The organism is Roseateles aquae (assembly GCF_032337115.1).
GTDB classification, from domain to species: domain Bacteria; phylum Pseudomonadota; class Gammaproteobacteria; order Burkholderiales; family Burkholderiaceae_C; genus Roseateles_C; species Roseateles_C aquae.
The window spans coordinates 727,012-749,938 of the sequence record NZ_JAVXZY010000002.1 but is presented as its reverse complement, the minus strand read 5'-3'; the positions used below and the strand labels follow the sequence as shown (position 1 = coordinate 749,938).

Annotated in this window: 17 protein-coding genes; 1 reads left to right on the top strand and 16 read right to left on the bottom strand. The window is 66.8% G+C overall.

What is annotated here, in order from left to right; all coding sequences use genetic code 11:
- Nucleotides 1-49 precede the first annotated feature (49 nt).
- Both RQP53_RS08595 and RQP53_RS08590 read right to left on the bottom strand, forming a co-directional pair.
- Nucleotides 50-2,287, bottom strand: coding sequence for a putative bifunctional diguanylate cyclase/phosphodiesterase (locus RQP53_RS08595; RefSeq protein WP_315649810.1), 2,238 nt, complete (start codon nucleotides 2,285-2,287; stop codon nucleotides 50-52).
- Nucleotides 2,284-4,695: a hybrid sensor histidine kinase/response regulator gene (locus tag RQP53_RS08590; RefSeq protein ID WP_315649809.1), complete on the bottom strand. Its 2,412-nt coding sequence runs from the start codon at nucleotides 4,693-4,695 to the stop codon at nucleotides 2,284-2,286. Before RQP53_RS08590 ends, RQP53_RS08595 begins: the two co-directional genes overlap by 4 nt.
- 279 nt (nucleotides 4,696-4,974) lie before the next feature.
- Between RQP53_RS08590 and RQP53_RS08585 the strand changes: the two genes are divergently transcribed.
- Nucleotides 4,975-6,651, top strand: coding sequence for a sensor histidine kinase (locus RQP53_RS08585; protein WP_315649808.1), 1,677 nt, complete (start codon nucleotides 4,975-4,977; stop codon nucleotides 6,649-6,651).
- Between the two features lie 13 nt (nucleotides 6,652-6,664).
- Here the strand turns inward: RQP53_RS08585 and RQP53_RS08580 are convergent, their stop codons facing one another.
- From RQP53_RS08580 to flgC, 14 genes are all read right to left on the bottom strand, one after another.
- Nucleotides 6,665-7,291, bottom strand: coding sequence for a response regulator (locus RQP53_RS08580; RefSeq protein ID WP_315649807.1), 627 nt, complete (start codon nucleotides 7,289-7,291; stop codon nucleotides 6,665-6,667).
- Nucleotides 7,292-7,412: 121 nt separating this feature from the next.
- Nucleotides 7,413-11,282, bottom strand: coding sequence for a PAS domain-containing sensor histidine kinase (locus RQP53_RS08575; RefSeq protein WP_315649806.1), 3,870 nt, complete (start codon nucleotides 11,280-11,282; stop codon nucleotides 7,413-7,415).
- A gap of 39 nt (nucleotides 11,283-11,321) precedes the next feature.
- On the bottom strand, nucleotides 11,322-12,521 hold the full coding sequence (locus RQP53_RS08570; RefSeq protein ID WP_315649805.1) for an EAL and HDOD domain-containing protein: 1,200 nt from the start codon (nucleotides 12,519-12,521) through the stop codon (nucleotides 11,322-11,324).
- Nucleotides 12,522-12,541: 20 nt separating this feature from the next.
- On the bottom strand, nucleotides 12,542-13,753 hold the full coding sequence (flgL, locus tag RQP53_RS08565) for a flagellar hook-associated protein FlgL (protein ID WP_315649804.1): 1,212 nt from the start codon (nucleotides 13,751-13,753) through the stop codon (nucleotides 12,542-12,544).
- Between the two features lie 29 nt (nucleotides 13,754-13,782).
- Complete coding sequence (flgK, locus tag RQP53_RS08560; RefSeq protein ID WP_315649803.1) at nucleotides 13,783-15,786, bottom strand: flagellar hook-associated protein FlgK; 2,004 nt, start codon at nucleotides 15,784-15,786, stop codon at nucleotides 13,783-13,785.
- A gap of 38 nt (nucleotides 15,787-15,824) precedes the next feature.
- Entirely contained in the window at nucleotides 15,825-16,703 is an 879-nt protein-coding gene (gene flgJ, locus RQP53_RS08555; protein ID WP_315649802.1) for a flagellar assembly peptidoglycan hydrolase FlgJ, read from the bottom strand.
- A 1-nt stretch (nucleotide 16,704) separates the two neighbouring features.
- On the bottom strand, nucleotides 16,705-16,872 hold the full coding sequence (locus RQP53_RS08550; RefSeq protein ID WP_315649800.1) for a hypothetical protein: 168 nt from the start codon (nucleotides 16,870-16,872) through the stop codon (nucleotides 16,705-16,707).
- The gene (locus RQP53_RS08545; RefSeq protein ID WP_315649799.1) at nucleotides 16,869-18,104 is read right to left on the bottom strand and encodes a flagellar basal body P-ring protein FlgI; all 1,236 of its coding nucleotides are present in this window, start codon (nucleotides 18,102-18,104) and stop codon (nucleotides 16,869-16,871) included. Before RQP53_RS08545 ends, RQP53_RS08550 begins: the two co-directional genes overlap by 4 nt.
- Nucleotides 18,105-18,149: 45 nt before the next feature.
- Nucleotides 18,150-18,827, bottom strand: coding sequence for a flagellar basal body L-ring protein FlgH (locus RQP53_RS08540; protein ID WP_315649798.1), 678 nt, complete (start codon nucleotides 18,825-18,827; stop codon nucleotides 18,150-18,152).
- 23 nt (nucleotides 18,828-18,850) lie between these two features.
- A complete protein-coding gene (flgG, locus tag RQP53_RS08535; RefSeq protein WP_315649797.1) occupies nucleotides 18,851-19,633 on the bottom strand; it encodes a flagellar basal-body rod protein FlgG in 783 nt (260 codons plus the stop codon).
- Nucleotides 19,634-19,658: 25 nt separating this feature from the next.
- Nucleotides 19,659-20,390 (bottom strand): flagellar basal-body rod protein FlgF, encoded by a 732-nt coding sequence (gene flgF, locus RQP53_RS08530; RefSeq protein WP_315649796.1) that lies wholly within the window; start codon nucleotides 20,388-20,390, stop codon nucleotides 19,659-19,661.
- A 53-nt stretch (nucleotides 20,391-20,443) separates the two neighbouring features.
- The gene (gene flgE / locus RQP53_RS08525; protein ID WP_315649795.1) at nucleotides 20,444-21,760 is read right to left on the bottom strand and encodes a flagellar hook protein FlgE; all 1,317 of its coding nucleotides are present in this window, start codon (nucleotides 21,758-21,760) and stop codon (nucleotides 20,444-20,446) included.
- Nucleotides 21,761-21,804: 44 nt separating this feature from the next.
- On the bottom strand, nucleotides 21,805-22,461 hold the full coding sequence (locus RQP53_RS08520; RefSeq protein ID WP_315649794.1) for a flagellar hook assembly protein FlgD: 657 nt from the start codon (nucleotides 22,459-22,461) through the stop codon (nucleotides 21,805-21,807).
- Nucleotides 22,462-22,490: 29 nt separating this feature from the next.
- Nucleotides 22,491-22,907, bottom strand: a complete 417-nt coding sequence (flgC, locus tag RQP53_RS08515; RefSeq protein WP_315649793.1) for a flagellar basal body rod protein FlgC — start codon at nucleotides 22,905-22,907, stop codon at nucleotides 22,491-22,493.
- Nucleotides 22,908-22,927: the final 20 nt, after the last annotated feature.

The following is a 22,927-nucleotide window of genomic DNA, read 5'->3' as shown; positions in this document are numbered from 1 at the left end:
TGGCGGTCTCTCGGGGGATTCGGGTGGCGGTACTGCGGCGCGCCAAACGCTAGCGTTGACCGCCCTGCGGACGCAGCAATTCGGTGGCGGCGCTCTCGGCGCTGGCCTGGGCGATCCAGGGCGCCTTGCGCGGCAGCACGGTCTGTGCCAGCCAGCGTTCCAGATCATCCGGCGCCAGCGGCTTGCTGAACAGAAAACCTTGCATCACGCTGCAACCGAGGCGGTGCAGCACCTCCATCTGGCGCAGCGTCTCAACGCCTTCGGCAATCACGCGCAGGCCCAGCGAGCGGGCCAGCGCGATGATGGCGGTGACGACGGCCGAGCTCTGTGGCGTGATGCCCAGATCGCGAACAAAGCTGCGATCGATCTTCACTTCCGAGATCGGCAGCGTGGTCAGATAGGCCAGCGAGGAATAGCCGGTGCCGAAGTCGTCGATCGAGATCTCGACGCCCACTTCGTTGAGCCGGTGCAGCGCCGGGATGACGTTCTGCAAGTCCTTCATCAGCCCGGTCTCGGTGATTTCCAGCTGGATCGCCCGGTGCGGCACGCCATAGGCGCTGACGCATTGGTGGATGTGCTCGACCAGATCGGAACGCTCGAACAGGCGGTTGGGCAGATTGACGGCGATGGAATCGGAGAAGCCGAAGTTCAGCTGCCAGACCTTGGCCTGGCGGGCCGCCTCGCGCAGCGCCCATTCGGACAGTGGCACGATCAGCCCGGTTTCCTCGGCCAGCGGGATGAAGTCGCCTGGCGGTACCAGCTTGTCGCCGCGCTGCCAGCGCATCAGCGCTTCGGCGCCGACCATGCGCGCCGCCCGCACATCGATCTTGGGCTGGTAGTGCAGCACGATCTCGTCGCGCTCAATGGCCTTGTGCAGCGCGCTTTCCAGCTCCAGCTTCTCGCGGCCGCGACCGGCCAGCTGCGGCGTGTACAGCGCCGATGCATTGCGGCCCTGGCTCTTGACGGCGTACATCGCGACGTCGGAATTGCGTAGCAGATCGGCGGTCGACAGGCCGTCGCGCGGGTAGATCGCGATGCCGACGCTGGCGGTGACGAAACATTCCTGGCCGGCGATGAAGATCGGTTCGCGCAGCGCTTCCAGCACCCGCTCGGCAACGCGCTCGGCATCGCGCTCGTCGGTGACCTCGGGCAGCAGGGCTACGAACTCGTCGCCACCGAGCCGGCCCACGGCTTCCAGCATCCGGTGCGAGCGCGAGCCGACCGATTCAAGCATGCCTTCCATCACCTGATCGGAGTGGCGCACGCAGGCACGCAGCCGGCGCCCGACTTCCATCAGCAGCTCGTCGCCGGCGGCATGGCCGAGGGTGTCGTTGATGACCTTGAAACGGTCCAGATCGATCAGCAGCAGGCCGACCTCATGGCCCATGCGGCGGGCTTGCTCGATCGCGCGCTCGGCGCGCCAGATCAGCTGGCGGCGGTTGGGCAGGCCGGTCAGCGCGTCGAAATTGGCCAGCTGGCGGATCTTGTCCTCGGCCATGCGGCGGTCGGTCACGTCCTGGATCACGCCGGTGTAGCCGCTGGCATTGCCGTGCTCATTGAACTCGGGCTCGGCCTCGATGTGCAGCACGCGCTGGCGGCCATCGAGCAGGGTGACCGGCAGATCGGTGACCAGCACCGAGTTGTGCGCCATCACATCACGCAGCAGCCGCATGAACAGCTGGCGCTCTTCGTGCGGCACCATGCGCATCACGCCGATGAAGTCCAGCGGCTCGGTCGGGCCATGGCCGAAGACGCGCAGCGCCTCGGCGGCCAGCACAAAGCCGCCCAGGCCGCGGTGCCATTCGAAGCTGCCCATGCGGGCCAGGTCTTGCGCGCGGGCCAGGCGGGCCTTGCTGCGCTCCAGCTCGATGCGGGTGCGCGAGCTGCGCAGCAGGTAGCGCAGCCGCCCCGCCAGCAGGCTCCATTGGGTGGATTTGACGAAGAAGTCGGTGGCGCCGACCTGGTAGGCGCGGTTGATCGAGGCCTCGTCGTCCAGGCCGGTCAGCATCAGCACCGGGGTCGATTCAAAGCCAGGCAGTTCGCGCAGCCGGGTGCAAGTTTCGAAACCGTCGAGCTCGGGCATCATCGCATCAAGCACGATGATGTCGGGCGACCATTCGCCGATCACGCGCAGCGCTTCTTCGCCGCCGCTGGCCTCGGTGATGTCAAAACCGCGTTCGCGCAGCGCAATCGCGGTCAGCAGCAGGTTGACCTCGTCATCGTCCACCAGCAGCACGCGCGGCTGCTCGGGCAGATCGTTGTCCAGGTGGGTCCCCACGGTGCTCATTGCGGTCCAGTCAAAAGCGCATTCAAGGCCTGTTGCACATGCTCGACCTCATCATGCATGGCATCGAGCAACTTGTCCAAGCCTTCGGTCTGGCCTTTGCGGGCCAGCGTCTCGATCTCCGCACAGAGCTGCGACAGCTGCATCGCGCCCAGGCTGGCCGAGGAGGATTTCAAGGTGTGCGCCACATGGCGGATGCCGCCCAGATCCATGCCGGCGGCACGGGCCTGGGCCAGATCGGGCAGCAGCTTGTCCAGCGATTTGATGAAGGCGCCGATGACGCGCTGCAGCAATTGGTTCTGACCGCCGGGATCGAGCTCGCGCAGGCGGTTCAGCGCCTGCTCATCCAGGCAGCTGGCAGGGGTGGGGCTGGATTGCGACGGCATGGCGTCTCCATCGAGCAGAGGGTCGGCAACAGCCACGCTCACGTCGGCAGGCGGCGTGGCAGGCGAAGGCGTATGACGCTGGAGCATCTCGAGCAGCTGGCGTTGGCGTATCGGTTTGGCCAAGTAGTCATCAAAACCGTGCTGACGCAGCTTGTGCTCGTCGCCCTCCAGTGCGTTGGCCGTCACGGCCACGACAGGGGTCTGGGGCGGGCAGACAAAGCGATAGCCTTGCTGCTGGCGCTGCCGGAAGCGGCGTAGCACTTCCATCCCATCCATGCCGGGCATGTGAATGTCCATCATCACCAGGTCAAATCCTTCCTCGCACAGGGCCTGCAAGCCGGCCGGGCCGTCTGCGGCGACCCTGACCTGACAACCCTGTTGCATCAGCATCTGCTGTATGACCTCTTGGTTGACCTGATTGTCCTCCACCACAAGCACCCGGCGGACAAGATTTGGCGGCTTTTCGCCCGGCTGGCGTTGCGATGGGGTTGGCGCATCGAGGCGTGCCAGCGGCACCCTGAGGGTGAATTCGGAGCCCTGCTGGGGGACGGACCGCGCTTGGAGCGTGCCGCCCATCAGCCGCACCAGCTGCTGGGCGATGGCCAGACCCAGGCCGGCCCCGCCGTAGCGGCGCGACAGCGAGCCATTGGCCTGGGTGAAGGCGCTGAACAGGCGCGGCAACTCGGCCGCGGCAATGCCGATGCCGGTATCGCGCACGGTGCAGACCAGGTGATCGGCCTCGTCACAGCTGAGCGCCAGGCTGACCTCGCCGCGTTCGGTGAACTTGATCGCGTTGTCCAGCAGCTTGGCCAGCGCGCGGCGCAGGCCGGTGGCATCGGCGCAGAGCTGGGCCGGCAGGCTGGGCGAGAGCTGCAGATGCAGGCGCAGGCCCTTGGCCGCCGCCCGGCTGTACAGGGCTTGCAGGCATTCCTCGGCCAGGCGCACCGGCTCGAAGCACTGGGCCGGCCGCGGGCTCTGCGCGGCGCCGGCATCGGCGAAGTCCAGCACATCGTCGATCAGGTGCAGCATGGCCTCGGCACAGCCATAGGCCGACTGGGCCCAGTGCAGCTGCTGCTCGTTCAGGCTGCTGTCCAGCAGCAGCTGGGTCATGCCCAGCACGCCATTCATCGGCGTGCGGATCTCATGGCTCATCGTGGCCATGAACTCGCTCTTGGCCCGGCTGGCGGCCTCGGCCTCGTCGCGGGCGCGCTGCAGCTCGCGCTGGCCTTCCTGTTCCTCGGTGACATCGGCGAGGATGCCGTAGACCAGCGAGCTGCCCAGCTTGTGCGGCTGCAGCCGGGTGCGCAGCCTGACCCAACGCTGCCCCTTGCTCGGGTGCTGGATGCGCAGGACCATATCGCTGCCCTGGCCCTGGGCCTGCATTTGCAGCCGGCGGGCGTAAAGCGGGCGGTCCTCGGCCACGATGCGCTCTTCGAACAGCTGCGGACCATGGCGCAGGTCCATCGGGCTCAGGCCCAGCGTGTCCAAGAGCAGCGGCGAGCTGAAGTGCAGGCGGTCCCACTGCGGGGTGGTGACGAACAGGCATTCGCGCACCGATTCGGTCACCTCCCGAAAGCGCGTATCGCTTTCCTGCAGCGCCCGCTCCAGCTGGCGCCGGCCATTGGCATCCTGCAGGCTCAGCAGGCCCAGCGGGCGACGCAGCCCCGACCAGGGCAGCAGACTGCGCTGCACATGCAGCCAGCGCGGGCCGAAGGGCGAGGGCAGACGCAGGTCTTCACGTGCGCTGCGCCGGCCATGCTCCAGCGCTCGCCAACGGGCCGATGTGCACAGGGCAGCCAGGCCCGGCTCCAGCGCGTCCGCCGCGTTGCGGCCGATCAGCTGGGCGCGGCGCTGCACCAACAGGCGCTCGGCCTCGCGGTTGAGCAGCAGCAGCCGGCCGCTATGGCTGTCCATCAGCAGCACGCCATGCGGCAGCTGGTCAATCAGCGCCTGCAGGTCGGTACTGCTGCCCGGCGGCAAGGCGCCGGCCTCGATCTCAGGCGCCAGGCCTTCGGCCTTGTTCATCGGATACCCTCGTGGTGGCCTGCTTGCCAGCGCGCAGGTCTTGGCCGCAGGGCCTCTGGCTTGTTCTTGTTCATCATTGTCTTTTTTGCTGGCACCGAGGCCATGGTCGGCCTCGGTCGTTCCTGCTTGGTCGGCCAACCGCCAGCGAACTTGAGCGCGCATGCAGCAAGGCTGGCCTGGCCAGTGAATTTCGCACGCTTCAGCGACGGCGCTGCTGAATAAGTTCCCGCGCAGCGCGGCCGGGTCTTGATCGGCGTTGCCCTACATACAATGCCTGTCATGAACAGCCTCACCGACGCCAGCCCACGCCTGCCGCGCAGCTCTTGGTGGGGCATGCTGGTGCTGTTGGCGCTGGCCTTGGGCTGCGCCCTGGCGGTGATGCTGCTGTGGCAGCGTGATGGCGCGCTCGGTGGCCTGTCGCTGGCCTTGGCCCTGCTGGCGGGCGCCGGCTTTGCCTTGCTGGCACTGGCGCTGGGCTGGCAGATGGGCGTGCGTTTGACGCGTCAGCGCCTCGGCGAATCGCTGCGTGAGTCACTGCGCGAGGCGCGCCAGCACAGCCATGTGCTGGCCCAGCTGCAGTCCGACTGGCAATGGCAGACCGATGCCCACCACCATCTGGTGCGTTGGCAGGCACCGCAGGCGGCCTTGGCGTCGAGCTGGGTCGGCGCGGCGGCCACCCAGGCCTTGTGGGAGCGCTTTGTGCTGGTCGATGGTGGCGAGGCCTCGCTGCGCCAGCGTTTGAATGAACAGGTGGCGCTGCTCGACGTGCAGGTCGAAGGGGCCTTGGAGCAGGGCGCTGCCGCGCAGTTCTCGGGCCGCTGGCTGCTGCGCGCCCAACCCTGCCTGGATGCTCAAGGCCGCTTTTGCGGCTATCTCGGCACGGCCCGGCCGGTGCGTGAGGTGGCCAGCAACCACCCGCATGCGCCGGCCCAGCAGTGGCTGCCGGCCTTGCCCGGGCCGGCCTGGTTGCTGGCCGACTCGGCCGAGCACGGCAGCCGCCTGCTGGACCTGAATGAAGCGGCGGCCCAGCTGCAAGGCCGACCGATTGAGCAGTTGCGCGGCCAACCCTGGCGGGCCTGCCTGGATGGCCTGCCGCACGAGATTCGCGAGGCCGCTGCGGCGCCCGAGGCCCAGCAGGGCCTGCCCTGCGGTGCCTGGTGGCTGTGCATGAGCAGCCTGGCCACGCCGGGGTCTGTGGACGGGCAGAGCCTGAAGCTGCTCAGCCTGTGGCCGCAGGCGACGCTGGAGACGGTGCCGGCGGCCCTGGCCGCCGAGGCCGCCGAGGTCGCACGGGCCGATCAGGAATCGTTCAGCTACACCGTCTCGCACGATTTGCGCGCGCCGCTGCGCGTGGTCGAAGGCTTCACTCGCATCCTCAAGGAAGACTACGGCCGCCTGCTCGATCGCATCGGCAACGACCACCTCGACCGTGTACTCGGCGCCTCGGCGCGGATGAACAGCATGATCGATGCGCTGCTCTCGCTGACCCAGCTGTCAGCGCAGCCGCTGGCGCGCCAACCGGTCAATCTCTCGCAGCTGGCCAGCTATGTGATCGAGGATTTGCGCCGCGCCGCACCCGAGCGCGTGGTGGACGTCAGCATCCAGCCGCATCTGGTCGTCCATGGTGACCCGGTGCTGCTGCGCATGGTGCTGGAAAACCTGCTCGGCAATGCCTGGAAGTACAGCGCCAAGTGCGCGCATGCGCGGATCAGCTTTGAATCGGTGCAGCGTGCCGGTGCGGCGGTATTCGTCGTATCAGACAACGGCGCCGGCTTCGACATGCGATTCGCCGATCGGCTGTTCGGCGTGTTCCAGCGCCTGCACAGCGCCAGCGAGTTCCAGGGCACCGGCGTCGGTCTGGCTTCGGTCCGCCGCATTGTTCACCGACATGGCGGCGAGATCTGGGCCGAGTCCGAGGTCGGCCAAGGGGCTCGGTTCTTCTTCAGCCTCAGCTGAATCTTGGTGGCGCTCAGTGCGCGGGCATCGCCAGCAATTCCACCGCTTCGAGCAGCCTGCTGGCCTGTTCGTGCAGCGCGCGCGATTCGCTCTCGGCCAGGCGCTTCAGCCGGGCCAGCGCTTCCTGGCGCGACAGCGAATAGCGGTGCATCAACACACCCAGCGCAATCGCCACGACTTGTTGCAGTGCCTCGTCGCCAGCGTTGACCGCCGTGCTTGCCGGCTGCACGGGCGCGGCCGCTTGCGGGCGCTCATGAGCTTCCGTGCGCTCGACACGCTTGGCAAAGGCCGCCTCGACGGCGGGCACGATTTGATGGATGTCCAGCGGCTTGACCAGATAGGCCACGGCGCCCAGCGCCTTGACCTTCTCGACGGTGTCCTCGTCGGCAAAGGCCGACAGGAACATGAATGGCATCTGCAGGTACTCGCGCAGATAGGCGGCCACGTCGAAACCGCTCAGGCCTTCCATGCGGATGTCCAGCAGCGCCAGATCGGGCCGGTGTTCGCGGGCCAGCAGGATGGCGTCATCGCCATTGTCGGCATCCAGCACCTCGTAGCCGGCCTGTGAAAGGCCGTGGGTGAGGGTCGCCAGCACCAGTCTGTCGTCGTCGACTACGAGAATCTTGCCCTTCGTACTCACCGTCTCAACTCCCCCGCCCTGATGTCTCTTTTGGTCAGTGCCGACCGCATGCGCAAGCCCAGAGCGGCCCCGCCGTGCGGGCGCATTGTCGCCGAAACGGCGGCAGCAGCGCGTATCGCTGTCAAACTGATTCGACCAGGGTCACGCTGGGCGGTGTCAGCTCGATGGTGCAGACGACCTCGTCGCCCAGCTGTTCCAGCTGCAGCCGGGCGCTGCGCCGCGGCAGCAGGGCGCGCACCAGCCCCAGGCCGGAGACGCCACCGGGCACCGTCGACAGCGTGAAGCCTGGCGGCAGCTGACCCGGATTGATGATGCGCAGCACCACCCGCTCGGCCTCGCAGATCAGCATGCAGCTGATGTCGCGCTCGGGGCTGTGCTTCAGCGCATTGGTCAGCAGCTCGTTCAGCGTCAGCGCAATCGGGATCGATTCGGCTTCGGGCAGCACCCAGCGCGCGGCCTCGTCGGCCAGCGGGCCCTGCACGCCGCAGTGAATCACCCGGCCGAACATCCGCTGCACCGAGCCGGTGATGGCCTCGACCAGCTTCTTCACCCGCAGCGGCCCCTGGCTGCCAACCTGCAGGCCGTAGACCTGGGCAATCGCCTGCACCTGGCCAACCGCCTCGTTGATCACCGGCCGGACCTCGGGCCGGCGTGCGGCGATCTGCTGCAGCAGGCCGGCCACGCCCTGCAGATTGTTCTTGATGCGGTGGTGCACTTCCTTGACCAGCAGCTCGCGCTGCGCGATCGCCGCCTGCAGCCGGGCTTCCTCGGCGGCGCGGTGCTCGGTGACGTCGCTGGCCACCAGCAGCAGTTGCTCGGGCTCGCCGTCGCCGTCGGGCAGGGCGACATCGCTGAGGTGCAGGAAGCGGGCATCCCAGACCCGCGTCTCGCCATGCAGATCGAGCCGGTATTCGCGCTGGGTGACGGCACTGAGCTGCAGCGCCGCTTCCATATCGCGGCGAATCACGGCGCCCTGGTCGACGCCGAACATGTCCTCTGGCGTGGCGCCCATCAGGGCGTCTTCGCTGCGCCCGGCCAGGGCGGCGGCGGCCTGATTGATTTTCTCGACCCGCAGCGTCTTGGCATCGTGCAGGCTGATGGCCAGCGGCGCGGCTTCGATGATGCGCTGCAACGAGGCCTGGGCCTGCAGCGTCTGGGCCTCGGCCTGGCGGCGCCGTTCGATGTCCAGGAGCGCGTAAGTCAGCTGGCGGCCGTGCTCGGCGATGCCGGTGACGACGGCATTGCCCACCACCCAGAATTCGCGCCCGTCACGGGCCATCAGCCGGCATTCGAAGGTTTCGGCCTGGCCTTCGGTCAGCTCGTCCAGGTAATGGGTGTGGCGGAAGGGGTGATTGGGGTCAGGTGTTGCCACGATGCTCATCGGCTGGCCGGCAAACTCGACCAGATCGCCGCCGAACATCCGCCGCGCCGAGCGGTTCATCCATTCGATGCCGCCACGGCCGCAGGTGACGATGCCGACCAGCACCGAGTCCAGCACCGCGCGTTCGCGCTCGGTCTGCAGCATCAGCGACTGCTGGGCACGCCAGCGGTCGTCGACGTTGACATAGGTGGCGATCATGCCTTCCTCAGGGGCGCCGGCGCGCATCACCCGCTTGCTGACCTGCATCCACAGCGCCGAGCCGTCGCGGCGGCGCACGCGGCGCTCGCCACGCCACAGCCCGCCGTTGCTGAGCGCCTGGTGCAGCGTGGTGCGCTGGCGCTCGTACTCGCCGTGCGATTCAAACAGCTGCTCGTGGCTGAGCCCGACCAGCTCTTCGATGCGGTAGCCGGTCAGCTGGGCCAGCGCATCATTGGCGCGTTCGATGCGGCCACCGCGCAGGATGGCGATGCCAACATCCGACAAGCTGAACATCAGCTCTCTGTCCTGCACCAGCGTTTCCAGCTCGGCCTGCTGGGCCTTCAGGCGGCTGATGTCGCTGATCACCGCGATCACCTCAGCATCGCCGTCGACCTGAACGGCGCTGACGCCGCGCAGGCTCAGCGACAGCCAGCGCGGGCTGGGCGAGGGACCCACCTGCACGAACTCGGCGTCGAAGCTGTTCTGGCTGGACAAGCCCGGCAGGCTGGCCGCGACCTGACGCGACAGCTCCGGCAGCGCCGCAAACAGCTGCGCCACCGGCGTGCCCGCCGCCGGCAGCTCGGACAGGCCCAGCATGTGCGCAAAGCCCGGATTGCAGCGCACCAGGCGCGAGCCGCGCAGGTAGGCCAGGCCCAGGCTGGAACTGTCCATGATGGTGGTCAACTCGTGCAGCAGCTGTTCGCTGCGCGCCTGCGCCTGTTGCTGCGCGGTGATGTCCAGCGTCACCACCGAGGTGGTTCTTTGGCCCGAGGCCAGCTGGCCGGGCTCGACCCGGGTCAGCAGCCAGCGTCGGCCCAGCTCGGGGTGGCGCACCGCATAGCGGACCTCAACCCGTTCGCCCTTCTTGAGCGCCTTTTGCAAGCGCTCAAACTCGGCGAGCGAGCCGGGCTCGACGATGTCGCGGCTGACGCCCTGCAGGCCGGCCAGGCCGCTGTGTTTGCTGGCGCCGCTCTTGCTCGCACGCGGGCGCAACCAGCCGGCGTCCTGCTGAAAGGTGGCCAGCCCGACGCCGGCGGTGTCCATCAAGGCATCGAGCTGCTGATGGGCCAGATCGCGTTCCTGTTCCAGGCTGCGGTCTTCCAGCATCGCAATGAAGCGACGCAACCCGGTTCCGCTGCGGTCCAGCGGCCGGGCACGGCCGACCCACCAGCGCGCACGGCCATGGGCATCGATCAGGCTGGCCTGGGTCTGCACGGTGATGCCGCCCTTGAGCAGCTCGGCCACCGGGCGGCCATCGAGCCAGCCGAGCAGCTGCTGCAACTCGGGCAGCGCGTCATGCAGGCTCAGCGGCGGATTCAGGCAGATCTGCTCGAAGGCGCGGTTGCTGCGCAGCAGCAGGCCTTGTTCGTCGAACAGCACCATGGGCAGCGGGCTGATCGCCAGCCATTGCTCCATCTCCAGCTGCACCCGCTCGGCCTGCTCGCGGGCGGCCATCTCGGCGGTGCAGTCCTGCAGCACGGCCAGCTGCAGCAGTGGTTGGCGCGGCTCGCTGATACGGTGCAGCGTGGCCCGCATCCAGCGTTGCTGGCCGGCCGCATCGACCAGGCGGAATTCGGCCGCGGGCTTGGGCGCCAGGCTGCGCGCGCGCGCCGATGGCGCGCCGCGTTGGGCCTCGCGCTGCGCCGGCCTGTCCTCGGGTGCGAGCAGATCCAGAAAGTCCTGGCCACTCAGCTGCGCGGCCGTGCGGCCGCTGATATTGAGAAAGGCCTGGTTGGCCGCCATCAGCTTGTGCTGCGCGTCCTGAACAAAGGCCGGAAAGGCCGAGGACCAGAAGATCTTGATCAGCTCGCGGGCCCAGGACGGGGCGCTGCCGACCAGTTCGCTCAGGCCATCGCTTTCGACGGCTTCGTCATAGGCAGGCAAAGTTGGCGAGCTTGCCAGCGCGGCGTTCTGTACTTCGGGCGAGTGGCCGGCTGATGTCGGGACGCCGCCATGCGGGCGCGCAGTGGCTGCCGGCAGCACCTGCGTCTGCCCGCGGCGGGCGAGGCTGCCACGAGCACCGCCTCGCGCGCCGGACTCGGGGGCAGGTCTTGCCTCGATGCGCGCATGCAGCACCCAGCGGGCGGCGTCATCGGGGTCGGGGTCGAGGCAGAACAGCCGTAGCTGTGCCCGTTCACCAGAGCCCAGCGCCAGCATCGGCGCCACCGGCGCGCGCTTGCCCTCGGCCAGTGCCAGGGTGGCGAGCTTGAGCCAGTCCAGCACCTTGCTGCCGGCGGCGGTGCGCAAGGCCTGCAGGCCACCACCGGCGGGCATGCCCAGCGCCGCAGCGGCCGGATTGGCTTCCAGGATTTCCAGCCGGGCGCCCAGCACCAAGACCGGATCGCTGAGATCCGACATCAGACCGCGCAAGGCAGTCAAGTCCTGGGCAAGCAAGGGCAGCTGGGATGGCACGAGCCGCAGTGTAGGGCTAAGAGTGCAGGCCGGTCGCCATCACTCGAGTTGGGCGGCCTTGGCCAGGGCGCGCTGCACACCGTGATTGATCTCTTCGGCACCCAGCATCAGGGCTTCGGCGGCGTCGCGGATGTCAAAGGCCGATTCGCTTTCGGTCGCTCGCACCAGCGCGAGATAGGGATGGTAGGGGCCGGAGTGATCGACCAGGGCCTGGCGCACCCGCTCCGGCACCGGAATCGACTGCAGCAGCTTGGCGAAGGGCTGCTTGAGCATGTGGTCGAGCAATGAGAACAGGCCGCAGATGAACATCTCATCGCGCATATCGGCCTCCGTCATGCCGCGGGCCAGCTCTTCCATCATCAGGCCGCGGCGCAGTGCGCCGTACATGATGGGGCGCATGCTGTGGTCCTTGCTGGCCGTCGTCAACAGCAGAGCCAGCCAGCGCTTCAGCCGGGCATAGCCGAGCAGCATGATGGCGTGGCGGAATGAAGACACCTCGACCGGCAGGCCGAAGGCGGCCGAATTCATATAGCGCAGCAGCTTGAAGGCCAGGCTGGGGTCGCGCTTCAGGGTCTGCTCAATGCGATCGATGTCTTCGGCCTGGTCGACCCGCGACATCAACTCGACGATGACCTGCAGATCGGCCTGGATCTCGCTCTTGGCGGCCGCACCGGCGGGCGGCTCGTAGGCGCCGTCGACCGGCCAGCCGAGCACGGCCGTCGCACCCAGCGCAAAGGCTTCGTCGACATCGGCGGCACCACGTGCGCCGGACAACCACAGCGGCAGGCCGGCGCAGGCCGCCTTCAGCTCGGCCGGCGGGCGCAGGCGGGCATCGTCCAGATCGAGCACCAGCTGCTTGAAGCAAGCACCCAGCGGCGGCGCCAGCGGGCTGGAGGGCAGACCCTTGAGCAGCAGCGTGGCGCCTTGCCTGTGCAGCTGGGCAATCGATTCGGCATGCTCGGCCACCATGAAGCTGGGCACTTCCAGCCACAGATGGGCGGGCAGGGCCAGTGACAGCAGCTCGGCCAGCAGCGATTCGCTGAGCACGTTCAGCACGGCCGGCTTTGTTGGGTCGGCGAAGGTGTCGGCGAGGGCGGCCAGCAGCTCGCTGCCGCTGAGCCGCAGCTCGGGGCGTTGCGGCAGGACGGTCAGCCGGCTGGCCATGACCAGGCGTTGCCGATCGATCAGCGGGGCGTAACCGAGGATGAGTTGACCAAGAATGGGATGCGTGCTGCTCATTGAAGGGGTCAGGCGGCGATTCAGGGGTTGAGGTATTGGAACAGGTTCATGCGCTGCACCATCGAATACGTTTTCAGTGCGGCGTCGTAGCCGGTTTGCTGATTCTGGAAATCGGAAATGCCCTGGGTCATGTCCAGGTCTTCGGCGGCGGATTTCTCGGCCTGGTTGTACTGCTTCAGCGAGGCCATGCGGCTCTCGGTGCCGTCCAGATTGTTCAGCCGTTCGCCGACCTGGCTGCGCACATTCTGCAGGCCATTCATGGCCGAGTCGATATCGCGCAAGGTCAAGGCATTGCTCTGGGTGATGTCATTGCGGCTGCGGTTGGGCGTGCGCAGGTCGGCGACGGCCTTGTCCAGCACGTCGAAGATCTTCAGGTCAGAGGTCGAGGGCTGAACGTCGAACGCGTCGCCATCGGCAGCCGGGCCACTGATGGCCATCGAAATGCCGTCGAACTGGATTGCTTGGCCCGATAGGTAGGGGCCGGACGCGACGGGCGCACCGGTCGTTGTGTTGGTGACGTTGTAGGTGGCCGCCGGTGCGGTGCCGCTGATATCGATCTTGTAGGCATTGCCGGTCAGCAGGCTGGGGTCGGTGACCTGACCGATATCGATCCAGGCCTTGTTGCTGGCGCCGGTGATGCTGTTGGGCAGCGGGCCGGTGACAAAGCTGCCGTTGCCAGTGCGGGCCTGCTCCCAGGCCTGGCGGCCGTCGACGGTGAGCGGGAAGTTGTCGACATTGCCGGTCTGGATGGCGCCGGGCACGCCGTTGAAGCGCACGCCGGCCGCACTGTCCAGGAAGGGCGGGCTGCTGGAGCCCTGGCCGGAGAACAGATAGCCGCCGGCGCCGTCAGGACGGTTGGCAATGCTGAGCAGCTGGTTGCGCAGCTCGGCAATCTTGCTGGCCAGGCCGCGGCGCTCGGAGTCGCTGTAGCTGGAGTTGCCGGCGGAGACCATGGTTTCTCGCACCTGCTGCAGGATCTCGTTGGCATCGCCCAGCGCGCCTTCGCTGAGCGTCATGCCATTGCGGCTGGCATCCAGGGCCCGCTGATTGGCTTCGACGCGGCCGATCGCCGTGCCGGCACGCTCGGCTCGGGCGGCGCCCGTGGGGTCGTCGCTGGCGGTTTGCACCCGCTTGCCTGAGGTCAGCCTTTGCTGGGCGTTCTGCATCAGCTCCTGGCGTTGCTGCAGGTTGGCGATGCTGGCATCGAACATATTGGCGGTGCTCAAGCGCATGGCTTACTCCCGGATTGGTGCGGTCAGCTTCAGTGCTGACCCATTTGCAGCAGCTCGTTGAAGATGGTCTGGGCCGCCTGCAACAGCTTGGCCGCGGCCTGGTAGCCCTGCTGGAACTGCATCAGCCGCGCGGCCTCCTCATCGATGTTGACGCCGGACTGGCCGCTGCGTGAGGCCTCGGCGTCACTGGCCACGCTGGTCGACACGCCCGACAGGTATTGCGCACCCTGCACCCGTGCGCCAATCTCCGACATTGCTGCGGCATAGGCATCGTTGACCGTGGCGCCCGAGGTCAGGCTGCCGTTGGGCAGCAGGTTCTTGCCGATGAAGGTCTCGGTCTGCAGGTTCAGAAAGGCCTTGGCGTTGCCATTGTTGGTGGCCGGGAACTTGGTCGTGTCGATATCGATCACGTCGCCATTCTTGGGCACGCCATTGAGCCTCAGCTCGAAGCCGAGGTCGATGGGCGTCGCGGCATTGGGCTCGTTGCCGATCGGCTGTCCAGGCTGCCAGGTGCCGGGCAGCACCGTGCCATCGGACAGCGTCAGCGTGTAGTCGACCGCGCCAGGAATCGTCGCGTTATTGGCGCCGAATTGCAGCTTCATCGGCGCCAGCGTGGTGTTGAGCTTCTGGTTGACCGCGTACATCGAGTCGACGGTGGCCGAGCCCTTGTTGTTGACATCGACAATCGCGCTCAGCGGCGATGCGGCCGCGATGCCCGAGCTCTGATCGAGGGCGCGCTTCATGTCGACGGCGCTCTGCGCGACCGGTTCGAGCAGGAAGCTGTCATTGGCAGCCGGTGCCGGCGGCCCGATATTGATCTTCACGCCGTCGACCACATCGCCATCAACGACGGTGCGGGTATGGCCGTCGCTGAGCCGGGTCAGCAGGTACTGCCCGGCGGTGCCTGACGGATCGGCGCTGAGCTTGTAGGAGCTGGCCTGCAGCTGGGTCGGGTCGGTGATGGTCAGGCTGACGCTGGACAGGTAGTCACCGGTGGCGGTGCGGGCATTGGTCACCGCGGGCAGCGCACGCGGCGCACCGACGGCAAACAGCGGCGCGCCGGTGGTCGGCGGGTTGGACTGATCCCAGCCCAGCGCCTGTTGTGCATTGACCTTGGTGGACAGCGCAGTGGCAATCTGGCCGACGAAGTTGCGCGCGTCCTGCAAATCCTTGTTCTGGAATTTCAGCAAGGCGCTGATCGAGCCGCCGGTCAGCACACTCTCGTCGAGTGGCCGGGCACCATTGGTCTCGGTGATGCTGACGGCGGCGCGCGAGCTGTCGTAGGGGTCTTCGCTGAGGGTCAGTTGTTGCGCGTCGGCGCCCAGCACCAGGCGCTGGCCGCCGCCGATGAAGACACCCATGGTGCCGTCCTTGGCCTCCAGCGTCGACACCTGCACATACTGGCTCAGCTCCGAGATCAGCTGATCGCGTTTGTCGAGCAGATCGTTGGGCGTGTGCTGATTGCCATTGGCCCGAGCGATCTGGTCATTGGCCGAAGCGATCTGCTTGGCCAGCTGGTTGACGACCGAGACATTGGCCTTCAAATCGCTGACCACACCGGCCTGCAGATCGACCAGTTGCGAGCCGGCATGGGCAAAGCGCGCGGCCAGGTCCTGGGCGCGGCTCAGCACCACCTGACGGGCCGAAGGGTCGCTGGGCCGGCTGGCCACATCGACCATGGCATTGAGGAACTGGCCGGTGGCATGGCCCAGGCCATCGTTGCCGGGCGGGAAGACCTTCTCCAGCTGGTTCATCTGTGCCTGCGCGGTCGAATCCATGAAGGCGATCGCCTTGGTGGCATAGGCCTCGCGGGTCAGGAAGTCGTTGTGGGCGCGGGTGATGCTCTGCACCGTGACGCCCTTGCCCATATAGCCGGCGCCGGTGTATTGGCCGTCGGGCGTGGTCAGCTGCACCGACTGGCGCGAGTAGCCCGGCGTGTTGGCATTGGCGATGTTCTGGCCGACGGTCTGCAGCGCGACCTGGTTGGCAAACATCGCCCGCATGCCGAGCGAGAGCAGGGCTGAGTTAGCCATGGCGTGCGCTCCTGTTCAGGGCTTGTGCTGGCATGGCGTCAGGCCAGGGCACGCTGTACGCGCACCGTCGTGTTGATGACCCGCGCCAGCTTGTCGGCGTACTCGGGATCGGTGGCATAGCCGGCCTTCTGCAGGCCGCGGGCAAAGGTCTCCGCCGTGCCGCCATTGGCCTTGGCGACCACATCGCGGTAGCGCTCATTGCTGCCCAGCAGCTTGGCGTAGTCCTTGAAGGCGTCGGCGTAGCTGTCATAGGCACGGAACTTGGCCGTGACCTTTTGCGGCTTGCCGTCGATGTACTCGGTCGTCTGCACCTCGGTGGTCTTGCCGGTCCAGCCCGGCGTGGCCTTGATGCCGAAGACGTTGAAGGACGGGCTGCCGTCCTTGTTGGTGATTTCGCGCTTGCCCCAGCCGGACTCATGGGCGGCCTGGGCCAGCATGAAGCTGGCCGGGATGCCGGTGGCGGCCTGGGCTTCCTTGGCGGCGGCGTCGTGCTTCTGGATGAAGGTCTGCACATGCGGCGCAATGCCCTTCTTGGCCAGCACGGGCAGGGGCGTGCTGGCGGCAGATGCAGTGCTCTTGCTGGCATCGCTGATGCCCATCTGGCGCTGCAACTGGCGCGTGATCGCGTCGGTCAGCCCGCCGGGCAGGCCGGTCATCTTGCCGGCGAACTGGGTGTCCAGCATCTCGGTACCCATCTGCGTGGCCGAGGTCTCCATCAGGCCGGAGGACATCGTCGTCGCCCGCATGCTCTTCATCACTTCCTGCATGAATAGCGATTCGAACTGCTTGGCGGTTTCGCGGATCGAGCCCTTGGGGTCGCGCGCCGCGGCCGCGCGCAGCGCATCGATCGAACGCGTGTCAGCCGCCAGCCCGTTGGCGCTGGTGCCGGTATTGAGCGGCAGAGGATTGAAGGCCATGTCAGTACTCCCAGCCGAGGCGCTGCACGTCTGCACCCAAGTTCAGCGAAGCCCGCGCCAGCCCTCGCACACCACCACCCAAGCCCAGCAGAGCCCGCGCATCCGGCTCCGCCGGTGCGCCGGGCTCGCCCCCCTGGGGGGGCACGCGCAGCGTGTAGGGGGGGGTCATATCACTTCCAGTTCGGCGTTGATGGCGCCCGCGGACTTCATCGCCTGCAGGATGGCCAGCAGGTCCTGCGGTGTGGCGCCCAGCGCGTTCAGCGCCTTGACCACATCGGACAGCTTGGCGCTGGCCGGCAGTTGGATCAGCGAGCCGGGCTCTTGCTTGATCGCGATATCGGTTTTCTCGGTCACCGTCGTCTGGCCGCCGGACAGGGCGCCCGGCTGGCTGACTTGCGGCGTGGAGCTGATGGTCACCGACAGGCTGCCGTGGGCCACCGCGCAGGCGGCCAGGCTGACCGCCTGGTTCATCACCACCGAACCGGTGCGGGCGTTGACGACGATGCGAGCTGCCGGCACACCCAGCTCCAGCGGAATGTCTTCCAGATCGGCCAGGAAGGCGATGCGCTGATCGGCATCGGCCGGCACCTTGACGCGCACGACACGGCCATCCAGCGCCTGCGCCATACCTTCGCCCTTGGCCTTGTTGATGGCGCGGGCGACGTTGCGGGCGGTGTTGAAGTCAGCGGAGTTGAGGTCGAGCTGGATCGTGTCGCCGGTCTGCAGCGCTGTCGGCACGGCGCGCTCGACCAGGGCACCGGCGGGAATGCGGCCGGCGCTGAGATGATTGATCTGGACCTTGGAGCCACCGGCGGCGGCACCGGCGCCGCCGACGATCAGATTGCCTTGGGCCATCGCATAGACCTGGCCATCGGCGCCACGCAAAGGGGTGGCAATCAGCATGCCGCCGCGCAGGCTCTTGGCATTGCCGACCGAGGCAACGGCGATGTCGAGCTGCTGGCCGGGCTGGGCAAACGGGGGCAGCTGGGCGGTGACCATCACGGCAGCGATATTGCGCGGCTGCATCGTCACACCCTGCGGCAGGATGACGCCGAACTGCTGCAGCATCGCAGCCAGGCTTTGGCCGGTGAACGGGGCCTGGGTGGTTTGATCGCCGGTGCCGTCGAGGCCAACGACCAGGCCGTAGCCGACCAGCGGGTTGGAACGCACGCCCTGGACGCTGGCGACTTCCTTGATGCGGGCGGCCTCGGCGCCCACCGGCCACCAGAGGGCAGCGCTGGCGATCAGGGCGCTCAGCAGCAGGGCCAGGCGGATCAGCCGCGGCGGGCGGGCCTGGGTGTCATCGCTGCCGGCCAGGGCCTCGCCGATGGCATCCCAATCGGACGCGGCGAGCAGCGCCGGCGGCTGGACGGGAGTGGGGCGGGCGGTGGGGGAGGGCATGATGGTCGCAAGGCGGGAAGCTCTTGCGACCGATTCTGCGCAAACTTAAGTCGGAGAAAGACTCAAAAAGAAGCGCGACAACCAGCCTATTCCATGAGCCTCGGCCAGGGCGCCGCGGCCGCGCTGTTCGATGCGCACATTGGCCACGGCCGTCGAGGCGACGGTGTTGCCTTGCTGGATCACGCGCGGGTCGACCTGGCCCGAAAAACGCAGCACGTCGACGTTCTGGTTGACGCCGATCTGCTTCTCGGCGGTGATCAGCATATGGCCGTTGGGCAGCACCGCGGTGACGACGGCGGTGATGGTGCCGGTGAACTCGTTGGTGTTCTGGTTGCTGCCCTTGCCGGCGGCCTTGTTGCTGCCGGTGGCCGCCACCGAGGCGCGGCCGAAGGAATTGGACGCGATGCCGGGCAGGGCGGTGATGCCGCCGCCGAGGGCGCCGCTGCGATCGAGTTCGCTGGTCGAGGACTGGCTGGCGCTGACCCGTTCGGTGATCTGTATCGTCAGCGTGTCGCCGACCAGGCGGGCGCGGTGGTCCTCGAACAGCGGCCGGTAGGTCGCCGCCTGGTAGATCGCGCCGTTGGTGGCCACCATGGGTGGTACTGCGGGCAGCTGCACGACCGGCGTGTTCTGCATCTCGACATGGGCCTGCGGCGCGGTGGCACAGCCACTGGCCAAGAGGCCGGCGCCGATGGCGCAGGCGAGCAGTCTGAGCGTTTGCATGATCGTGGTCCTCAGGATGAGCATCACAGCTGGGCGAGCTTTTGCAGCATCTGGTCCGAGGTCTGTACCGCCTTGGAGTTCAGCTCGTAGGCGCGCTGGGTCTGGATCATCTGCACCAGTTCCTCGACGACGTTGACATTGGAGGTTTCGACAAAACCCTGCTGCAGCGCGCCCAGGCCATTGGCATTGGGCGCACCGGCATTGGCGGTACCCGACGAGGCCGTTTCGCCGAACAGGTTCTGGCCGCGCGGCTCCAGGCCCGAGGGGTTGACGAAGTTGGCCAGCTGGATCTGTCCGATCGATTGCGGTGCCGTCTGCCCTGGGATGGTGACGCTGACGGTGCCGTCCTGAGCGACGGTCAGGCTTTGCGCGTTGGCCGGCACGGTGATGCCCGGCAGCAGCGTGTAGCCGTTGTTGGTGACGATCTGGCCGGTCGAGCTGAGTTGGAAGCTGCCGTCGCGGGTGTAGGCGGTCGTGCCATCGGGCATCTGGATCTGGAAGAAGCCGGCGCCTTGCACGGCCAGGTCGAGCTGGTTGCCCGATTGCTGCAGATTGCCCTGGGTAAAGTTGCGCGCCGTGGCCACGGCACGGGTGCCCAGGCCGAGCTGCAGGCCGGTCGGCAGCTGGGTCTGTTCGGTGCTGTTGGCACCGCTTTGGCGCAGGTTCTGGTAGATCAGATCCTCGAAGACCGCGTGGCTGCGTTTGAAGCCGTTGGTGCCGACGTTGGCGAGGTTGTTGGAAATGGTGTCCAGCTGGGTCTGCTGGGCTTCCATGCCGGTCTTGGCAATCCAGAGCGAGCGAATCATGATGAGCCTCTCAACGACTTGTGGTTCAGCTGCCCGTACCGAGCAGCTTGGCTGACTGCTGGCCCTGGGTCTGGGCAATTTGCAGCAGCTTCATTTGTTGTTCGAACTGGCGTGCGGCGGCGATCATGCCGACCATGGTTTCAACCGGGCTGACGTTGGAGCCTTCCAAGGCGCCGTCCTGCAGGCGGGCGGCCGGGTCGGCCGGCAGGTCGCCGTCGGCGGCGCGGAACAGGCCATCGGTGCCGCGCGTCAGCGGCGCCTCGGGTGTGACCAGTTTGAGCTTGCCAATCGTCGTCGGCCGGGCGTCGTTACTGGCTTTGGCGGTGATGGTGCCGTCCGTGCCGATCAGCACCTGGGCATTGGCCGGCACGGTGATGGGACCGCCATCGCCCTGCACCTGCAGGCCGTTGCGCAGCACCAGCAGGCCCTCGGCATTGACGTCCATGGCGCCGGCCCGCGTGTAGGCCTCGGTGCCATCCAGCCCCTGCACGGCCAGCCAGGCATTGCCCTTCATCGCGACATCGAGATTGCGCCCGGTCGACTGGATCGGGCCCGGATCGGCGTTGTAGCCAATCGTGGTTTCTAGCGCGTAGGCGCGGGTGCTGGCGCCGTCGCCGCGCACCGGCACCGAGCGAAACGCCGCCATCTCGGCGCGAAAGCCGTTGCTCGAAACGTTGGCCAGATTGTTCGACAGCACATCCTGGCGCTGCATGGCCGCCTTGGCGCCGGCCATCGAGAGATAGATCATGCGATCCATGGCAGCTTCTCCTCAGTGGCCGTGCAAGCAGGTGTTCAGGCGGCTCATGCTGATCAACGCAGATTCACCAGCGTCTGCAGCACCTGGTCCAGCGTCTTGATGCTTTGCGCATTGGCCTGGTAGACCCGCTGGGCGGTGACCATATTGACCAGTTCGCCGGTCATGTCGACATTGGACTCTTCCAGGGCGCCGGATTGCAGCACGCCCATATTGCCGTCGCCCGGCGTGCCGACGACCGCATCGCCCGAGGCAAAGGTGCGGGCCCACATATTGCCGCCCACCGGTTGCAGCCCTTGGGGATTGCGGAAGTTGGCCAGCTCGATCTGGCCGGCTGGTTTGGATTGGCCGTTGGAATAGCGTGCGGTGACGATGCCGGTGTTTTCGATCAGGATGCCGGCCAGCTGGCCCGGCGCGTAGCCGTCCTGTTTGACATCGGTGACGGCAAAGCTGGAGCCGCCCTCGGTGGCCTTGGTGATGTCGAGCTGAATGCCGAGGATGTCCAGCGTGGCGGCACCGCGCGAGTTGGTCGCCGCGGGCACGTCAAGATTGATGGCCGCGGTGGGCAGCACCGGCTTGCCGCCTGTCTTCGGAAACGTGATCGTGGTGTAGGGCGTGGTCGGATTGCCATCGGCATCCAGTGCGATCGCGTTGCCGGCCGAATCGGTTTCCATCGGCTTGCCATTGGCGGTGGCGTAGATGTTCCAGGTCGTCTGGCCGGTGGTCGGATCGGGGGTGCTTTTCTGGAAGTAGAAGGTCACGGCGATGTCCTGACCCTTGGCGTCGTAGATGGTCATCGAGGTGGCATTGTTATAGGTGCTCGGGTCGTTGAGCTTGATGCCGGTGCCGGTGCCGCCAGGGGCGGTGATGGCCGCTCGCGAGTCCAGATTGAACTCCATGCCGATGGTCTTGGTGACCTGGGGTGCGATGCCGGCGGTGGGCAGTTGCAGCGGTTGGGCCAGACCGGGTTGGATCACGCCGGTACCGTCGGCGGGATAACCGAGCAGCTTCAGGCCGTTGTTATTGATCACATAGCCAGAACGGTCGACCTTGAATTGGCCGTTGCGCGAGTATTCGACCGGGTTCTTGCCATCGCTGACCTGGAAGAAGCCCGAGCCATTGATGGCCAGATCCAGCGGGTTCTCGGTCGTGGTGATCGGGCCTTGGGTGAATTGCTGCGACACGGCGGCCAGCTTGGTGCCGATACCGACCGGGTTGGCACCGGCACCGTTCAGTGCACTGGCGTAGACATCGGAGAACTCGGCGCGCGAGGCCTTGCCGCCATAGGTGTTGGCATTGGCGATGTTGTTGCCGATGACCTCGAGGTTCTTGCTGGCGGCGTTGAGGCCGGAGAGACCTTGTTGGAAGCCCATGATGATTCCTTAGGAGTGCGCGGTGTGAGGCGGGGCGAGGCCGGTCAGTCGACCGCCTTGACGCTGGTGTAATCCACCGTGCCCAGGTTTTGCAGCTGCAGCTGCAGCTTGCCGCCGTTGGTATTGATCGCGGTGACGCGGTCCTGGCTGTACAAAGTTGCGGTGACGGCCGCAGCCCCCCGTGTGGCGGTGATGCGGTAGCTGAGCTTGTTGGCAGGGTCGATGTTGTCGGCCGGCCATTTGAAGCTCTGTTGGCCGGCGCTCTTGGCGCCCATGTCGATGGTGTCGACCACCTGGCCGGCCGGACCGAGGATTTCCAGCTTGACATGGTCGGCTGCCGAGCCGAGTTCAAAGCTGCCGGTGCCCATGCCGTTCTCGATATTGACCCGGCTGCCCGGCACCGTGACGTCGTGCCCGACCAAGGAGACGCTTTGCAAGGCCTGCATCTGGCTGAACTGGCTGGTCAGCGATTGCACGCTGTTGTTGAGGGTGCCGATGCCACTGACCGTCTGGATCTGCGCCATCTGCGAAGTAACCTGGCCGTTGTCCATCGGATTCATCGGATCCTGGTTCTTCATCTGAGCGACCAGCAGCTTCAGGAAGCGATCCTGTGTATCTGCGGCATTCTTCTGGGCCGTCGTGCCGGTGCCGTTGGCTGCCGTGGTGGTGCTGGGTTTGTTGACGATGCTGCCCACGTCCATGGTGCTGACTCCGGCTTACGGGCGGTCCATCAGGACTGCCCCAGTTGCAGGGTCTTGAGCAGCAGGTTCTTGGCCGTGCTCATGACTTCGATATTGTTTTGATACGAGCGCGAGGCCGAGATCATGTTGACCATCTCCTCGACGCTGTTGACATTGCTGTAGGTGACGTAACCTTCGGCATCGGCCTGCGGGTGCTTGGGGTCGAGCACACGGCGACCGGGGGTCTGGTCTTCGGAAATCTGCGTCACGCGCACGCCGGCATTGCCGTTGTCCTGGCCGTTGCCCATCAAGTGCGTCTGGAACACCACCTGGCGTGCCTTGTAGGCCTGGCCATCGGGGCCGGCCACGGTATCGGCATTGGCCAGATTGCTGGCCACCACATTGAGGCGCTGGCTTTGTGCGCTGACGGCGCTGCCGGCGACGTTGAAGATCTGGAACATCGACATGATGGTTCTCCTTCAGGCCT

Excerpts from the sequence above, each read along its gene's own strand:
- RQP53_RS08595 (WP_315649810.1), bottom strand. The coding sequence starts at position 2,287 with ATGAGCACCGTGGGGACCCACCTGGACAACGATCTGCCCGAGCAGCCG.
- RQP53_RS08590 (WP_315649809.1), bottom strand. The coding sequence starts at position 4,695 with ATGAACAAGGCCGAAGGCCTGGCGCCTGAGATCGAGGCCGGCGCCTTG.
- RQP53_RS08585 (WP_315649808.1), top strand. The coding sequence starts at position 4,975 with ATGAACAGCCTCACCGACGCCAGCCCACGCCTGCCGCGCAGCTCTTGG.
- RQP53_RS08570 (WP_315649805.1), bottom strand. The coding sequence starts at position 12,521 with ATGAGCAGCACGCATCCCATTCTTGGTCAACTCATCCTCGGTTACGCC.
- flgL (WP_315649804.1), bottom strand. The coding sequence starts at position 13,753 with ATGCGCTTGAGCACCGCCAATATGTTCGATGCCAGCATCGCCAACCTG.
- flgK (WP_315649803.1), bottom strand. The coding sequence starts at position 15,786 with ATGGCTAACTCAGCCCTGCTCTCGCTCGGCATGCGGGCGATGTTTGCC.
- flgJ (WP_315649802.1), bottom strand. The coding sequence starts at position 16,703 with ATGGCCTTCAATCCTCTGCCGCTCAATACCGGCACCAGCGCCAACGGG.
- RQP53_RS08550 (WP_315649800.1), bottom strand. The coding sequence starts at position 16,872 with ATGACCCCCCCCTACACGCTGCGCGTGCCCCCCCAGGGGGGCGAGCCC.
- RQP53_RS08545 (WP_315649799.1), bottom strand. The coding sequence starts at position 18,104 with ATGCCCTCCCCCACCGCCCGCCCCACTCCCGTCCAGCCGCCGGCGCTG.
- RQP53_RS08540 (WP_315649798.1), bottom strand. The coding sequence starts at position 18,827 with ATGCAAACGCTCAGACTGCTCGCCTGCGCCATCGGCGCCGGCCTCTTG.
- flgG (WP_315649797.1), bottom strand. The coding sequence starts at position 19,633 with ATGATTCGCTCGCTCTGGATTGCCAAGACCGGCATGGAAGCCCAGCAG.
- flgF (WP_315649796.1), bottom strand. The coding sequence starts at position 20,390 with ATGGATCGCATGATCTATCTCTCGATGGCCGGCGCCAAGGCGGCCATG.
- flgE (WP_315649795.1), bottom strand. The coding sequence starts at position 21,760 with ATGGGCTTCCAACAAGGTCTCTCCGGCCTCAACGCCGCCAGCAAGAAC.
- RQP53_RS08520 (WP_315649794.1), bottom strand. The coding sequence starts at position 22,461 with ATGGACGTGGGCAGCATCGTCAACAAACCCAGCACCACCACGGCAGCC.
- flgC (WP_315649793.1), bottom strand. The coding sequence starts at position 22,907 with ATGTCGATGTTCCAGATCTTCAACGTCGCCGGCAGCGCCGTCAGCGCA.